16 protein-coding genes are annotated in these 15128 nt (G+C 74.6%); 14 read left to right on the top strand and 2 right to left on the bottom strand.

Annotation, left to right across the window (positions count from 1 at the left end; all coding sequences use genetic code 11):
* The first annotated feature begins 111 nt into the window (after window positions 1-111).
* The 9 genes from ACLQ20_RS22575 (at window position 112) to ACLQ20_RS22535 (ending at window position 9380) form a co-directional block, all read left to right on the top strand.
* The gene (locus ACLQ20_RS22575; protein WP_425857772.1) at window positions 112-1350 is read left to right on the top strand and encodes an O-antigen ligase family protein; all 1239 of its coding nucleotides are present in this window, start codon (window positions 112-114) and stop codon (window positions 1348-1350) included.
* On the top strand, window positions 1347-2972 hold the full coding sequence (locus tag ACLQ20_RS22570) for a lipopolysaccharide biosynthesis protein (protein ID WP_425857620.1): 1626 nt from the start codon (window positions 1347-1349) through the stop codon (window positions 2970-2972). Before ACLQ20_RS22575 ends, ACLQ20_RS22570 begins: the two co-directional genes overlap by 4 nt.
* A gap of 7 nt (window positions 2973-2979) precedes the next feature.
* Entirely contained in the window at window positions 2980-3882 is a 903-nt protein-coding gene (locus ACLQ20_RS22565) for a sulfotransferase domain-containing protein (RefSeq protein ID WP_151457568.1), read from the top strand.
* Window positions 3879-5138, top strand: a complete 1260-nt coding sequence (locus ACLQ20_RS22560) for a hypothetical protein (protein ID WP_425857618.1) — start codon at window positions 3879-3881, stop codon at window positions 5136-5138. The genes ACLQ20_RS22565 and ACLQ20_RS22560 overlap by 4 nt, the downstream gene beginning before the upstream one ends.
* Window positions 5139-5364: 226 nt before the next feature.
* The gene (locus ACLQ20_RS22555; RefSeq protein ID WP_121395268.1) at window positions 5365-5847 is read left to right on the top strand and encodes a UDP-N-acetylglucosamine--LPS N-acetylglucosamine transferase; all 483 of its coding nucleotides are present in this window, start codon (window positions 5365-5367) and stop codon (window positions 5845-5847) included.
* A 74-nt stretch (window positions 5848-5921) separates the two neighbouring features.
* Entirely contained in the window at window positions 5922-6536 is a 615-nt protein-coding gene (locus tag ACLQ20_RS22550) for a glycosyltransferase (protein WP_151457206.1), read from the top strand.
* Window positions 6533-7453, top strand: coding sequence for a glycosyltransferase family 2 protein (locus ACLQ20_RS22545; RefSeq protein WP_151457204.1), 921 nt, complete (start codon window positions 6533-6535; stop codon window positions 7451-7453). The genes ACLQ20_RS22550 and ACLQ20_RS22545 overlap by 4 nt, the downstream gene beginning before the upstream one ends.
* Before the next feature lie 198 nt (window positions 7454-7651).
* Entirely contained in the window at window positions 7652-8830 is a 1179-nt protein-coding gene (gene aroC / locus ACLQ20_RS22540) for a chorismate synthase (RefSeq protein ID WP_151457203.1), read from the top strand.
* Window positions 8831-8876: 46 nt separating this feature from the next.
* Window positions 8877-9380, top strand: a complete 504-nt coding sequence (locus tag ACLQ20_RS22535; RefSeq protein ID WP_151457205.1) for a shikimate kinase — start codon at window positions 8877-8879, stop codon at window positions 9378-9380.
* 40 nt (window positions 9381-9420) lie between these two features.
* Here the strand turns inward: ACLQ20_RS22535 and ACLQ20_RS22530 are convergent, their stop codons facing one another.
* A complete protein-coding gene (locus ACLQ20_RS22530; RefSeq protein WP_425857615.1) occupies window positions 9421-10149 on the bottom strand; it encodes an alpha/beta fold hydrolase in 729 nt (242 codons plus the stop codon).
* An 80-nt stretch (window positions 10150-10229) separates the two neighbouring features.
* Between ACLQ20_RS22530 and ACLQ20_RS22525 the strand changes: the two genes are divergently transcribed.
* The 5 genes from ACLQ20_RS22525 (at window position 10230) to nusB (ending at window position 14400) form a co-directional block, all read left to right on the top strand.
* Complete coding sequence (locus ACLQ20_RS22525) at window positions 10230-11195, top strand: helix-turn-helix transcriptional regulator (RefSeq protein ID WP_425857613.1); 966 nt, start codon at window positions 10230-10232, stop codon at window positions 11193-11195.
* Window positions 11196-11301: 106 nt separating this feature from the next.
* Entirely contained in the window at window positions 11302-12378 is a 1077-nt protein-coding gene (aroB, locus tag ACLQ20_RS22520) for a 3-dehydroquinate synthase (protein WP_358120827.1), read from the top strand.
* The gene (gene aroQ, locus ACLQ20_RS22515; protein WP_358120830.1) at window positions 12375-12806 is read left to right on the top strand and encodes a type II 3-dehydroquinate dehydratase; all 432 of its coding nucleotides are present in this window, start codon (window positions 12375-12377) and stop codon (window positions 12804-12806) included. Before aroB ends, aroQ begins: the two co-directional genes overlap by 4 nt.
* Window positions 12807-13408: 602 nt before the next feature.
* The gene (efp, locus tag ACLQ20_RS22510; protein ID WP_132240163.1) at window positions 13409-13966 is read left to right on the top strand and encodes an elongation factor P; all 558 of its coding nucleotides are present in this window, start codon (window positions 13409-13411) and stop codon (window positions 13964-13966) included.
* Window positions 13967-13989: 23 nt separating this feature from the next.
* Window positions 13990-14400: a transcription antitermination factor NusB gene (gene nusB, locus ACLQ20_RS22505; RefSeq protein ID WP_172896683.1), complete on the top strand. Its 411-nt coding sequence runs from the start codon at window positions 13990-13992 to the stop codon at window positions 14398-14400.
* Window positions 14401-14521: 121 nt separating this feature from the next.
* On the opposite strand, the gene ACLQ20_RS22500 is transcribed toward nusB, so the two are convergent.
* Window positions 14522-15010 (bottom strand): transcriptional regulator BldD, encoded by a 489-nt coding sequence (locus ACLQ20_RS22500; protein ID WP_013285505.1) that lies wholly within the window; start codon window positions 15008-15010, stop codon window positions 14522-14524.
* Window positions 15011-15128 lie beyond the last annotated feature (118 nt).

The raw sequence follows: 15128 nt of genomic DNA, 5'->3' as shown, positions 1-15128 counted from the left end.
CCGGTCACCCGCGCGCCGGCCACGACCGAGCCGGGCGGCGGCCCGGGCGCCGCCGCGCCGCTGCCGCAGCCGCCGCCCCCGCCACGGTTGCCGCTCTGGCCGCTGGCGTTGATGTTCGGCCTGGTGCCCGTGTGGTGGCTGGCCGGCGCGTTCTACCTCGGGTGGCCCCTGCTCGGGGCGCTGCTGTTCGCACTGCTGTTCATCCGGGGCCGGGTGCCGCTGCCCCCGGCCGCCGGGATCTGGCTGCTGTTCCTTGCCATCGTGGTGGTCAGCGCCACCCAGTTGCAGACACCGGCCTCCGTGCTGACGTTCGCCCTGCGGCTCGCCTTCTACCTCACCGCGCTCGTGGTGGGCGTCTACGTCTACGCGATCGCCCGGGAGCGCCCCGACCAGGTCGCCGTCCTCGTTCCGCTCTGCGCCTTCTGGTTCGGGCTGGTCGCGCTGGGCTGGCTGGGCGTGCTGGCGCCCCGGTTCGCGCTGACCACCCCGATGGAGGTGCTGCTTCCGGGCGGGGTGGCCAACACCCCGTTCATCCAGGACATGGTCCACCTCACCACCGCGGAGTACAGCGCCCGGTCGTTGAACCCGATCTACCGGCCGGCCGCGCCGTTCGCGTACACCAACAACTACGGCAGCGCGTACGCGATGACGCTGCCCTGCGTGGTGGCCTTCACCATGCTGCGCCGGCGCGGCGTGCTGCGCTGGGCGCTGCTGGCGTCGCTGCCGCTGTCGTTGGCGCCGGCCTTCCTCACGCTCAACCGGGCGATGTTCCTCAGCCTCGGCGCCGGGCTGGCGGTGCTCGGCGTCCGGGCCGCCCTGCGCGGTAACGTCCGGGTGGCCGCGTCGATCGTCGGGGTGGTGGTCACCGGTGGCCTCGTCACCCTGTTCATCCCGGTCACCCAGCTGATCGGCAACCGGGTCGAGTCCAGCGACACCAACACCGACCGGCTCTCCCTCTACGTGGAGGTGATCCGGCGGGTACGGGAGTCGCCCTGGCTCGGCTACGGCGCGCCGGTGAACGTCGACACCGTCAGCGCCGAGGCGCCGATCGGCACCCAGGGGCAGTTGTGGATGGTGCTGTTCAGCCACGGCGTCCCCGCGCTGCTGTGCTTCCTCGCGTGGTTCGTGGTCGCCGCGCTGATCTGCGCCCGGGCCACGTCCGCCGCCGGGCAGTGGCTGGCCGTGGTGCCGGTGGTCTGCCTGGTGCAGATCCCCTTCTACGGCATGGCCAACCAGAACCTCGCGGTCGCCTTCTTCGCGGTCGCCTTCGCGATGGCGCTCACCGAGCGGGAGACGGCGGCACGACTGCACCGCCCCCGCATCCCGCGCCCGAAAGCGGTGCCCGCATGACCGCCGCCACCCGCCCGCCGTCCGGCCCCCACCCGGCCTCCGCACCCGCCGCGTCGGGGCCGGGCGGAGCGCCGACCGGCGACGACACGGAGACCCGCCGCAGCGTCCGCAGCGGCGTGGCCGGGCTGGTCGGCGCGGCCACCAGCGGCCTCTTCGGCTTCCTGCTCGCGGTGGTCATCACCCGCGGCTACGGCACGGTCGGCTCCGGGGCGTTCTTCGCCGCGATCGGTGTGGTCACCGTCGCCACCGCCGTGTGCACCCTCGGCGCGGAGACCGGGCTGATGTGGGCGCTGCCCCGCCGGCGCCTCGGTGCGCGCGGCGACGCCGCCCGGGTGCTCCCGGTGGCGCTGGTCCCGCCGCTGCTGGTCGCGGTCGCCGTCGCCGTGGGCGGGGTGCTCGCCGCCGACGCGCTCGCCCCGCGCCTGCTCGGCGGCTCCGGCGTCGACGGCGCGGCCCTGCTGACGGCCAGCTTCGCCGCGGTGCCGGTGGTGGTGGCGATGACGCTGCTGCTCGCCGCGCTGCGCTGCGTGCGCCCGATCCGGGCGTACGTCGGGGTGCAGTTCTTCCTGCTGCCGGTGGCCCGGCCCGTGCTGGTCGGCGCGGCGGCCCTGGCCGGCGGTGGCCTGCTGGCCGGCATGACCGGCTGGCTGGTGCCGGCGGCGCTCGCCCTGCTGGCCTGCCTGACGCTGGTGGCCGGCCCGCTCGGCGTCGGTCGGGGCGCGGCGCTGCGGCCCGCGCCGGACGACTGGTCGGCGTTCTGGCGCTTCGCGCTGCCCAGGGCCGCGTCGGCCGCCATCGACGCCGGCAACATGTGGGTGGGCGTGCTGCTCACGTCGGTGCTCGCCGGGCCGGCCGACGCCGGCGTGTTCGGCGCCGTCGGGCGCTACATCCTCGCCGGCCAACTGGCCATGCAGGGGCTGCGGGTGGCGGTGTCACCGCAGCTGTCCCGGCTGCTCGGGCGCGGGGACCGGGCCGCGGCGGCGGCCGTGCACCGGCAGTTGACCACGTGGGGGCTGGTGCTGTCCTGGCCGGTCTACCTGCTGCTCGCCGTCTTCGGGCTGGCCTTCCTCCAGCTCTTCGGGCCCGAGTTCACCGCCGGCGCCCCCGCGATGACCGTGCTGGCGCTGGCCATGCTGGTCAACACCGGGGTCGGCAACGTGCAGAGCCTGCTGCTGATGGGCGGGCGCAGCGGGCTGCACCTGGCCGCCACGCTGGCCGGGCTGCTGGTCACGGTCTCCCTCGGCCTGTGGCTGATCCCGGCGCACGGCGCGACGGGGGCGGCGCTGGCCTGGGCGCTCGGCATCGCCACCGAGAACCTCACGGCGGTCGGCTGCGCCCGGGCCGTGGTCGGCCAGCCGCTGGTCGACGCGGCGATGCTGCGGGCCGGGGCGGCCACCGTCGCCGGGGTCGGGGCCGCGGCGACGGTCGGGGTGCTGGCCGGCGGCCGGGGGATCGGCGGCCTGGCCGTGGCCCTGGGCGTGCTGGCCGCCGGCTGCGTCGGCTTGTTGACGTTGCCCCGGGTGCGGCACCGCATCCGGGTGACCATGGTGCAGGTTCGTGGGCGGCAGGAGGCGGCCCCGGCCGCCACCGGGCGCGCCCCGGAGGAATCGAAGGGCAGGTGAGGTCGTCGTGCCGTCCATCCGAGACCGGGTGAAGCAGCTCGTACCGACCCAGGTGACGGAGCGGGTGCGGGAGTCGCTCGTCGACTACGGGGTACGGACCAGCGACCGGCGACCGCTGCCGGACTTCCTCATCATCGGCACCAAGCGGGGCGGCACCACCTCGCTGTGGAACTACCTGATCCAGCACCCGCTGGTGCCCCGGCTCTTCCCGGCCTGGAACACCAAGTCCTCGCACTACTTCGAGGAGCACTGGCGTCGGGGCGAGGCCTGGTACCGCTCGCACTTTCCCACCCAGCGCCACCGGGAGGCGCTGGAGAAGCGCCACGGCGGGCCGGTACGCGTCGGCGAGGCGGCGCCGCTGTACATGTTCCACCCCCTCGCGGCGCAGCGGGTCGCGGCGCTGATGCCGTCGGTGCGGCTGATCGTGCTGCTGCGCGACCCGGTGGAGCGGGCGTACTCGCACTGGAAGGAGCGGCGCACGCACGGCATCGAGCCGCTCGACTTCGCCGCCGCGTTGGCGGCCGAGCAGGAGCGTACGGCGGGGGAGCGGGAGCGGCTGATCGCCGAGCCGGAGTACTTCAGCGAGCCGTACGACTGGTACACCTACCGGGCCCGGGGCCGCTACCTGGAGCACCTGGAGCCGTGGCTGGAGCGCTTCGACCGGCAGCAGATCCTCTTCCTGCCCAGCGAGGACCTCTACCGCGACGCCCGGTCCACCTACCGCCGGACGCTGGACTTCCTCGGCCTGCCCCCGCACGACCTGCCCGACTTCAAGGTCTACAACGACCGCCGCTCGTCGCCGCTGGAGCCGGCGGTGCGCGCCGAGCTGACCGAGTACTACCGCCCGTACAACGACGCGTTGCGGCAGCGGTTGGGGCTGGAGCTCGACTGGCCGGACCAGGCCCCGTGACGGCGCGGGCCACCGCCGCCGACCCGCGCTCGCGCACCGACGGGCTGGGCTGGGTCACCCGGGCGGTGTTCGGCGACGAGCGGATCGCCCTGACCGTGGGCGCCCCGCCGCCGCCCGGGCACCGCGCCGTCGCCCGGTACGCCGTCGTCCCGTCGCTCGCCCGGGCCCGCTTCCTGCTGCCGCTCGGCGCGCCCCGGGCCACGGCCGCCTCGCTGCTGGCGTACAACGCGTTGCGCCCGCCGAAGGTGCGGGCCGTGCGGGCCGGGCTCGGCACGCTGGCGCGGGTCGGCGCGGTCGACCTGGCCCCGTTCCCCCGGCTGACGGTGTCGCTGCCCGAGGGCGTCGCGGCCGACGAGGCGCTGCTGGCCGGGCGGCTGGGCGCCGCGCTCGGGAGACCGGCGGTGTACGCGGCCTGCGGGGTCCGCCCGCCGGACCCGAACCACAAGCCCACCCTGCAACTGTTCGGCCCGGACGGCCGGGCCCTCGGCTACGCGAAGATCGGCTGGAACGGGGCGACCCGGGCGCTGGTGACCGCCGAGGCGGCGGCCCTGCGGGAGTTGCCGGCGCTGACCGGCGTGCCCGACCATCCGGCGGCGCCCCGGCTGCTGACCGAGACGACGGCCGCCGGGCAGGTCGTCGCGCTGGTCGAGCCGCTGCCACCGGCCGTGCGGGGCGTGTCGACCGGCGAACCGCCGCGGATCGCGGCCCTGCTGGCCGTGGCCCGCCGGGGCCGCCCGCCGGCGCCACCGCGCCCCGTGGCCGGGTCGGCGTTCCTGGCCCGGCTCGCCGCCGAGGCCGGGCGCGCCGCCGCCGGCACGCCGGACAGGGCCCGGGCGGTCGCCGCCGTCGCCGCCCTGACCGGCCGGCACGGCGACACGACCGTCGAGTTCGGGCACTGGCACGGCGACTGGGTGCCCTGGAACCTCGGCGTGCACGCCGGCCGCCTCGTCGCCTGGGACTGGGAGCACAGCGGTCCGGACGTGCCGCTCGGCTTCGACCTGGCGCACGACGCGTTCCAGCGGGCCCTGGTGCTGCGGGGCGAGCCGGCCGCGGCGGCGGCGCGGGCCGTCGACGCCCACCTCGACCGGTACGGCACCGACCTCGGGCTCGGGCCGGCGGCCCGGCGGCTGGTGGCCGACGCCTACCTGCTGGAGATGTGGCTGCGCACCTGGCGCCTCGCCGACGCGGGCGCGGGCTGGAACGCGGCGCTGCATCCCGCCCTGCTGGACGTCATCGAGAAACGACATAGCGGCTGATCCACCGAAAACGCCGGAGTCTGCGGGCCACCGTCGACTCCGGATAGTGACGAAGAAACTCCAGGTCGTGACGGCCGTCGATACCGATGGTCGCCGCGGCGCACCCGATCCGCCACCCGCGGAGATCGATCTGTCGCCCGGTCGCCCTATTTCACCAGCCGGGGGACGTGTGATCTGCTGTCGCGTGGCGACCACCGAACATCCAAGCGAACTTGTGGGGAGTCGCGTGGAAACGACGACCGAGGATGCCGGCGAGCCCGGAGTCCTGCTCCTGGTGGGCTCCAGCGGCGGCCACCTGGCCCAACTGCTCGCCCTGCGCCCGTGGTACGAACGCTGGCGGCGGTGCTGGGTCACCTTCGACACACCCGAGGCGCTCTCGCTGCTGGCCGGCGAGGAACTCGTCCCGGCGCACCACCCGACCACCCGCAACGTGCCGAACCTGCTGCGCAACGCCGTACTCGCCTGGCGGGTGCTGCGGTCGCGCCGGGTCGCCGCGGTGGTGACCACCGGCGCCGGGGTGGCCGTCCCGTTCGTGGTGCTGGCCCGGCTCCGGCGCGTGCCGACCGTCTACATCGAGGTGTACGACCGCATCGACACCCCGACCCTGACCGCCCGGCTCTGCCGGCCGTTCCTCTCCGCGATGCTCGTGCAGTGGGACGAGCAGCGCCGCCAGTACCCGGAGGCCACCGTCGTGGGGACCCTGCTGTGAGCGCCGAGAGCACCGGAACCACCCCCGTCCACCGCGTCGCCCCCGGCCGTCCCCGGCCCGCGCCCGCCACCCGGGTGCCCCGGCCGCGCGACTCCGGCAGCCTCGCGCAGGCCCGGCTGCTGGTCGCCGTCGGCACCGACAAGCACCCGTTCGACCGCCTGGTCGGCTGGCTGGAGGAGTGGCATCCCGCCGTCGCCGAGGACGTCGGGCTGACCGTCCAGCACGGACACACCCGGGCCCCCGGGGTGCCCGGGGCGATGCCCTTCCTCGGTCACGACGAGCTGCAGACGGCGATGGCCGAGGCCGACCTCGTGGTCTGCCACGGCGGCCCGGCCACCATCCTGGAGGCCCGCCGGCACGGTCACCTGCCGATCGTCGTCCCACGGGATCCGACCCGGGGCGAACACGTCGACGACCACCAGCAGTTGTTCGCCCGTCGCCTGGGCGCGGCCGGCATGGTGGCGCTGGCCGAGACCCGGGAGGCGCTGTTCGAGGCGCTCACCGCAGGCCTCGCCGACCCGTCGCGGTTCGCCGTCGCGGCCGACCCGGACGCGTCCCGGGCGCGCCGCGCGGCGGTCGAGCAGGTGGGACGGATCGTGGAGGACCTGGTGGCCGCGTCGACCGGACGACGGCAGCGGACGAGGTGGCGGCCGTGGGCACGGCCGGCCCGGAACGGAGAGCGGCGATGACCGAACACCCGAGCGTGAGCGCGGTGGTGCCCACCCGGGACCGCCCGGAGCTGCTCCGGGCCGCCGTACGCGCCATCCTCGACCAGGACCACCCCGGCCCGATCGAGGTGGTGGTGGTCTACGACCAGTCCGAGCCGGACGCCTCGCTGGCCGAGCTGTCCCGCCCGGACCGGCTGGTCCGGGTCATCCGCAACGAGCGCGCCCCCGGCCTGGCCGGCGCCCGCAACTCGGGCGTCCTGGCGGCCACCGGCGAGCTCGTCGCGTTCTGCGACGACGACGACGAGTGGCTGCCCGGCAAGCTGCGGGCCCAGGTCGAGGCGCTCGCCGCCCACCCCGACGCGGAGTTCGTCAGCTGCGGCATCCGGGTCAGCTACGACGGGCACACCGTCGACCGGGCACTGCCGAAGGACTCGGTCACCCTGGCCGACCTGCTGCGGGACCGGATGACGGAGCTGCACCCGTCGACCTTCCTGATCCGCGCCGCCGCGCTGCGCGACGGGTTCGGGCTGGTCGACGAGGAGATCCCGGGCAGCTACGCGGAGGACTACGAGTTCCTGCTGCGGGCCGCCCGCAGCGCGCCGCTGGTCAACCTGCGCACGCCGTACGTGCTGGTGCGCTGGCACAAGCGGTCCTACTTCGCGCAGCGCTGGGACACCATCTCCGAGGCGTTGCAGTGGCTGCTGGAGCGCTACCCGGAATTCGGCACCCAGCCGGCCGGCGAGGCGCGGGTCACCGGGCAGATCGCCTTCGCCCGTGCCGCGTCCGGCGACCGGCGGGGCGCGATGCGCTGGGCCCGGCACACCATCCGGCGCAACCCGCGCGAGCCGAGGGCGTACCTGGCCCTCGCCGTCGCCGGGCGGATGGTCCGCGCCGACGCGGTGCTGCGTACCCTGCACAAACGCGGCCGGGGCATCTGAGCCCGCGCCGCCCGGGATCGCCCCTGGGCACGGACCTCGCGGCCTCCGGGGCCGCGCGGGTCCTACCGGCGGGTGTGCCCGGGCGGCGGGCCACCCGGCGGTCGCGGCGGGGCCGTCGGTTGGCCGTGCCGCGTCCGCAGGGCGGGACGCGGCGGGCACCGCACGGCGGCGGCCACCGGGCGTGACAGACTGACCGCTGTGTTGCGCTGGTTGACTGCAGGGGAATCGCACGGTCCCGCCCTCGTCGCGATGCTCGAGGGCGTGCCCGCCGGCGTCGAGGTGACCACCGGGGACATCGCCGGTGAGCTGGCCCGGCGCCGGCTCGGCTACGGCCGGGGTGCGCGGATGTCGTTCGAGCAGGACGAGGTGGAGGTCATCGGCGGGCTGCGGCACGGGGCGACCCTCGGCAGCCCGGTCGCGATCCGCGTCGGCAACTCCGAGTGGCCCAAGTGGCGCACCGTGATGGCCGCCGACCCGGTCGACGCGGAGGAACTGGCCAGCCAGGCCCGCAACGCGCCGCTCACCCGCCCCCGCCCGGGGCACGCCGACCTGGCCGGCATGCAGAAGTACGGCCACACCGACGCCCGGCCGATCCTGGAGCGGGCCAGCGCGCGGGAGACCGCCGCCCGGGTCGCCGTCGGCACGGTCGCCAAGGCGCTGCTCCGGCAGGCCCTCGGCATCGAGGTCGTCTCGCACGTGGTGGAGCTGGGCCCGGTCGCCGCCAAGCCCGGGCTGCGCCCCACGCCCGCCGACGCCGACCGCATCGACGCGGACCCGCTGCGCTGCCTCGACCCGGAGGCCAGCGCCCGGATGGTCGCCGAGGTCGACGCCGCGAAGAAGGCCGCCGACACCCTGGGTGGCGTGGTCGAGGTGCTGGCGTACGGGGTGCCGCCGGGCCTGGGCAGCCACGTGCAGTGGGACCGCAAGCTCGACGCCCGGCTCGCGACCGCCCTCATGTCGATCCAGGCCATCAAGGGCGTGGAGATCGGCGACGGCTGGCGGCAGGCGCGCTCGCGTGGCTCCGAGGCGCACGACGAGATCATCCCCACCGCCACCGGCGTACGCCGGGTCACCGACCGGGCCGGCGGGCTGGAGGGCGGCATCACCACCGGCGAGCCGCTGCGGGTGAAGGCCGCGATGAAGCCGATCTCGTCGCTGAACCGGGCACTGGCGACGGTGGACGTCACCACGGGCGAGCCGGCCACCGCGATCAACCAGCGCTCGGACGTCTGCGCCGTGCCCGCCGCCGCCGTCGTCGCCGAGGCGATGGTGGCGCTGGTGCTGGCGGAGGCCGCCACCGAGAAGTTCGGCGGCGACTCGGTCGCCGAGATCCGCCGCAACCTGGCCAGCTACCTCGACGCCCTGGTGATCCGGTGAGCGCGGTTCGGCGGGCGGGGCGCGCGGCGGTTCGGCGGTGCCGCTGATGGCGCCGGTCTGCGTGCTGGTGGGGGCGCCCGGCTCGGGCAAGACCACCGTCGGGCTGGCGCTGGCCGAGCTGCTCGGCGTGGAGTTCCGCGACACCGATTTGGACATCGTGCGGCTGGCCGGCAAGCCGATCTCCGAGATCTTCATCGACGAGGGTGAGGACCACTTCCGTACCCTCGAACGGGCGGCCGTGGCGGCGGGGCTTGCCTCGTGCGGGGGCGTGCTCGCCCTCGGCGGCGGCGCGATCCTCGCCGAGGAGAACCGCGCGGCCCTGGTCGGGCACCCCGTGGTCCACCTCTCCGTCGAGCTGTCCGACGCGGTGAAGCGGGTCGGGCTCGGCGGGGGCCGCCCCCTACTGGCGATCAACCCCCGGGCGACGCTGAAGTACCTGCTGGACCAGCGCCGCCCGCTCTACGCCGAGGTGGCCACCGCGACGGTCGTCACCGACGGGCGGTCCCCGGCGGAGATCGCCGCGGAGATCGCCGCGCTCCTCAAGCGCTGAGCCCCGCACCGCCGCGGGCCCCGGGACCCCGGCGGCCGTGTCACTCGCGGGCGATGTCGTCGAGCACGTCGGCCAGGCCCTTCGGCTCGCTGAGCAGTGGCCAGTGGCCGGTGGGCAGCGCGTACAGCCGGCCGCCGGCCAGCCCGGCGAAGAACGGGTGGCCCTGGGCGATCATGTCCTCGACCACCGCGAGCGGGAAGGTGCTCGCCACCAGGGCCGTCGGCACCGCGCGCCCACCGGTGCGGCGGACCGGGTCGGTGGCGGCGCGCAGCGGGTGGGCGGTGGCCCGCCGCCGCAGCAGCGCAAGTGCGGCCGGGGCCAGCCCGGCCAGGTTCTGCGGGTCCTGGGCCGGGTCGAACGCGGGCGGCGGCAGCAGGTGCCCGTCGCCGATCTCGGCGCGCAGCCGCTCCTGCTCCTCGGGCGGGTTGCTGTCGAACTGCGACATGCCGTCGGGCATCGGCCCGCTCTCCACGTAGACCACCCGGGCGATCCGCTCGCCGAGGCGGTCCGCCGCCTGGGTCACCGGCAGCCCGCCGCCGGAGTGGCCCACCAGCACGACGTCGTGCAGCTCCTCCACCTCGATCAACCGGACGATGTCGGTCGTGTGTGTCTCCAGGCCGACCTCCGGGCCGGCGAGGTGGGCGCGCTCGGCCACCCCGGTCAGCGTCACCGGGTGCACCTCGTGGCCCTGCCCGCGCAGCGTCGCGGTCACGTCGCGCCACGCCCAACCGCCCAGCCAGAACCCCGGCACCAGCACGAACGTCGCCATCGCGGCCTCCCTCTCTCGTCGTCCGCGACCACCGTACGATCGAATCCGGACGCTTTCCGCCCGCTTTGAAGGAGTGGTCCGTGTCGCATCCCGCCGCCCGGGTGCTCGGCATGCTCGAACTGCTCCAGAGCCACCACCGGCTCACCGGGGCGGAGCTGGCCCGCCGGCTGGGGGTGGACGGGCGCACGGTGCGCCGCTACGCCGCGACCCTGGCCGAGCTGGGCATCCCGGTCGCTGCCGAGCGGGGCCGCCACGGCGGCTACCGGCTGCGCCCCGGCTACAAGCTGCCGCCGCTGATGCTCACCGACGACGAGGCCGTCGCCGTGCTGCTCGGTCTGGTCGCCGCCGAGCGGCTCGGGCTGGGCACCGAAGAACCGGCGACCGCGACCGCGTTGGCCAAGATCCGCAGGGTGCTCCCGCCCACGCTCAGTGACCGCCTCGCGGCGGTGCAGGAGCACCTCGGCTTCACCCTGCGGCGATCGGCGCCGCAGCCCCGGCCGGCGACCGGGACGCTGCTCACCCTCGGCGCCGCCGCTCGGCACCGGCGCCGGGTACGGCTGGAGCACCGTTCCTCTTCCGGCACGGTGACCCGCCGGGAGCTCGACCCGTACGGGCTGGTCTTCCACTCCGGCCGCTGGTACGTCACGGGCCACGATCACCTGCGCGGGGAGGTGCGCACGTTCCGGCTGGACCGGATCGGGGAGGTGCTGCCGGGGGAGGAGACCTTCACCGTGCCCGCCGGCTTCGACCCGGTCGCCCAGGTGACCCGCTCGCTGGCCCGCGTCCCGTACGCCCACGACGTCGAGGTGCTGCTCGAGGCCGACCTGGCCGCCGCGCGACGCCGCCTGCCGCCCAGCGTGGCCGAGCTGAGCGCGACCGACGGCGGAGTACTACTGCGCGCCCGCGCGGAGAGCCTGGCCGGGATGGCCCAGCTGCTCGCTGGGCTGGGCTGGCCGTTCACCGTCGTACGCCCCGAGGCCCTGCGCGCCGAGGTCGCCGCGCACGCTCGAGGGCTGGCCGCGTGGGCGGCCCGGGTGCCCGGGTGATCCCGCCCCGGGGGCGGCCCGCGCGGTCCCGCCCCGGCGCGGGAACGGTGGCCACGAAGTGGACAGTTCCCCCCTCGGATCGGGCGGCTGGACTAGGCTGCCGGCGATGGACGAGGTGACCCGGATCCCGGTCGGCGGCGAGCGCCCGTACGACGTGCTGGTGGGACGCGACCTGCTCGACGCGCTGCCCGGGCTGCTGCCGGACGCGACCCGGGTGGCCGTGCTGCACGCGCACCCACTGAAGGAACTGGCGGACGCGATCGGCGGGCGGCTGCGCGCCGCCGGCGTCGCACCGCTGCTGATCGAGGTGCCGGACGCCGAGGCGGGCAAGCGCATCGACGTGGCGGCGACCTGCTGGGACCGGCTGGGCGAGGCGGGTTTCACCCGTACCGACGCGGTGGTGGGCGTCGGTGGCGGCGCGGTGACCGACCTGGCCGGCTTCGTCGCGGCCTGCTGGCTGCGGGGGGTGCGCTGGGTTCCGGTGGCGACCTCGCTGTTGGGCATGGTCGACGCGGCGGTGGGCGGCAAGACCGGGATCAACACCGCCGCCGGCAAGAACCTGGTCGGGGCGTTCCACCCGCCGGTCGGCGTCCTCGCCGACCTGACGACGCTGGACAGCCTCCCGCAGGCCGACCTCGCCGCCGGTCTGGCCGAGGTGGTCAAGTGCGGCTTCATCGCCGACCCGGTGATCCTCGACCTGGTGGAGCGGGACCGGGCGGCGGCCACCGACCCGACCGGCCCGGTGACCCGCGAGCTGATCGAGCGGGCGATCCGGGTGAAGTCCGACGTGGTCTCGGGCGACCTGCGCGAGTCGGGCGTGCGGGAGGTGCTCAACTACGGTCACACCCTGGCCCACGCCATCGAGAAGGCGGAGGACTACCGCTGGCGGCACGGCCACGCGGTGTCGGTCGGCGTCGTCTACGCCGGTGAGTTGGCCCGACTGGCCGGGCGGCTGGACGCCCCCACCGCCGAGCGGCACCGGACGGCCATGGCGGCGCTCGGCCTGCCCACCAGATATCCCGCGCAGGCCTGGCCCGGACTGCTCGCCACGATGCGGGTGGACAAGAAGGCCCGGGGCAACCAGCTGCGTTTCGTCGTACTGGACGGGCTGGCCCGGCCGGCGATCCTGGAGGGCCCGGACGACGAGCTGCTGGAGGCGGCCTACCGCGAGGTGGCCGCGTGAAGGTCCACGTGCTGAACGGCCCGAACCTGGGCCGGCTCGGCACCCGGCAGCCGGACGTCTACGGGGCGACCAGCTACGCGGACCTGGTGGCGCTCTGCGAGTCGACCGGGCGGGAGCTGGGCCTGGACGTGACGGTCCGGCAGACCGACGCCGAGCACGAGCTGCTGGGCTGGCTGCACGCCGCCGCCGACGAGGGCGCCGCAGTGGTCCTCAACCCCGCCGCCTGGTCGCACTACTCGTACGCGGTCCGGGACGCCTGCGCCATGCTGCGCGGGCCGCTGGTCGAGGTGCACATCTCCAACATCCACGCCCGCGAGGAGTTCCGGCACCACTCCGTGGTGTCGGCGGTGGCGACCGGGGTGATCTGCGGCCTCGGCGTCGACGGCTACCGCCTGGCCCTGCACCACCTGGCCGCCCAGATCCGCTGACCCCCGGTTGCCCTCCCCGCTCCCGCCCGTCCCGCTCGCCCGCACTGCCCGTCCCGCACTGCCCGTCCCGCCCGTCCCGCCCGTCGCGTGCGGGAGCGGCGAGATGAGTGCCGGTGGCGCGCTCTGCGCTCCAGCCGTCGTGACGGTGAGTGACATCTACCTTCGTTACTGCCGGTTACCGCCGCTGCGGCTCGTGCTCCCTGCCCCTCCGACGCTTTGCTCTGCATCCGAATTCGCACCACCGCTCTGAGCTGGGATTTCTTGTCGACGGCGAATCGTTGCCGGAGGCGACAAAGTGACCATGCGTAACTGGTGCCTCCATGGGTGCAGAGCAAAGGGAGCGTGGAGGGGTTCTGCTGGGGAGCGTGGCGGATTACGGAATGTGAGCGCCGACGTGGGTTGTCGCCGGTAACCCCGCAAGGTGGCTGGGCCGGCGCGGTGACGGTGGGGCGCGGCGGAAGGCGTCGCGAGCGGGCGGCGAGCGGGCGGCGGGAGAGTGGCGGAAGGGAGGTGGAAGGGCGGCGGGAAGCGGCGGACAGCGGCGTTCGACGCAACTAGTAGACTTGCCAGGTCTGTCCGCCAATTGATGATCAAGGCAGGAAATGGCCACCACCAACGACCTGAAGAACGGCCTGGTACTCAACCTCGACGGAGAGCTTTGGGCCGTCGTCGAGTTCCAGCACGTCAAGCCCGGTAAGGGTGGTGCGTTCGTGCGTACCACGCTGAAGAACGTGCTGTCCGGCAAGGTGGTCGACAAGACCTTCAACGCGGGCACCAAGGTCGAGACCGCGACCGTGGACAAGCGCACCATGCAGTACCTCTACGCCGACGGCGAGGACTACGTCTTCATGGACCTGGAGACGTTCGACCAGATCAACGTGCCGGGTGCCACCGTCGGTGACGCGGCGAACTACCTGCTGCCCGAGGCTGAGGCGACCGTGGCCACCCACGAGGGTGTCCCGCTCTACATCGAGCTCCCGACCAGCGTCGTGCTGGAAGTCACCTACACCGAGCCGGGCCTGCAGGGCGACCGGTCGACCGGCGGCAACAAGCCGGCCACCGTCGAGACCGACGCGACGGTCCAGGTGCCGCTCTTCATCACCACCGGCGAGAAGATCAAGGTCGACACCCGCGACGGCCGTTACCTCGGCCGCGCCTGATGGCCGAGGGTCCCAAGCAGCAGATGCCTGCGCGCCGCAAGGCGCGTAAGCGGGCGCTGGACGTGCTCTTCGAGGCCGACCTGCGGGACCGCCCGCCGGTCGAGGTGCTCGCCGGCTACATCGAGCGGATCGAGAAGCCCCGACCCGAGCACCTGGGATACGCGGTGAGCCTCGTCGAGGGCGTCGCCGCCCACCTCGACCGGATCGACGAGGTGATCGCCAGCTACGCCGAGGGGTGGACGCTGGACCGGATGCCGGCGGTCGACCGCAACCTCGCCCGGATCGCGGTCTACGAGCTGCTCTACGTCGACGAGATCGACGACGCGGTGGCCATCAGCGAGGCCGTCGAGCTGGCCCGGCAGATGTCGACCGACGACTCGCCGCGCTTCCTCAACGGCATCCTCGGCCGCATCGCCGAGTACGCCACCCGCTGACGCGGCGCACGTCACACCCGGACGTGCGTCACAGTCGGTGTGCTCAACAGGCGGGACGCGACACGAACGACGAACGAGAGGGGCCCGTGCCGGACGGCACGGGCCCCTCTCGCGTTCCTGGTCAGCTGGCGAAGAACGCCCGCGGGTCGGCGACCAGCACGCCGTGCTCGGTGAGCCGCTCGATCAGGCCGGACGGCGAGGCGTCGTACACGATCGCGAGCGCGCGCAGGTCGTCGGCGCGGATGGAGAGCACGCGGCCGTTGTAGTCACCGCGCTGCTGCTGGATGGCACGCGCGTACCGGGCGACGTAGGCGAGGTCCTCGGAGGCCTCGTCGTAGAGCCGCTCCAGGTCCAGGACGATCTTGCTGGTGGGCTCGTGGCGAACCCCGCTGCCGTCGGGCAGCAGCTCCGAGACGGGAACACGGTAGAAGTCGGCAAGCTCGGCCAGGCGCGACACCGTGACGGCGCGGTCGCCGCGCTCGTAGGAGCCGACCACCACCGCCTTCCACCGCCCGTTCGACTTCTCCTCCACGCCCTGCAGGGACAGGCCCTGCTGCTGACGGATGGAGCGCAGGCGGGCGCCCAGAGACTTGGCGTATTCAGAGGGCATTAAACACTCCCAGTGCTGCTCGGGGTTCTCCCAGGGGTCGCTACGGAGCGTGACGGTACGGGGATTGGTACAACTGGTCAAGTGGTCGTGACCTTACCGTTGGGATCACCGGGGGAGT

Origin of the sequence: Micromonospora sp. DT46, assembly GCF_049841735.1 — a bacterium.
Lineage (GTDB): Bacteria > Actinomycetota > Actinomycetes > Mycobacteriales > Micromonosporaceae > Micromonospora > Micromonospora reichwaldensis.
Note: the sequence above shows the minus strand (reverse complement) of the source record. Positions and strands in the feature narration are given on the sequence as shown.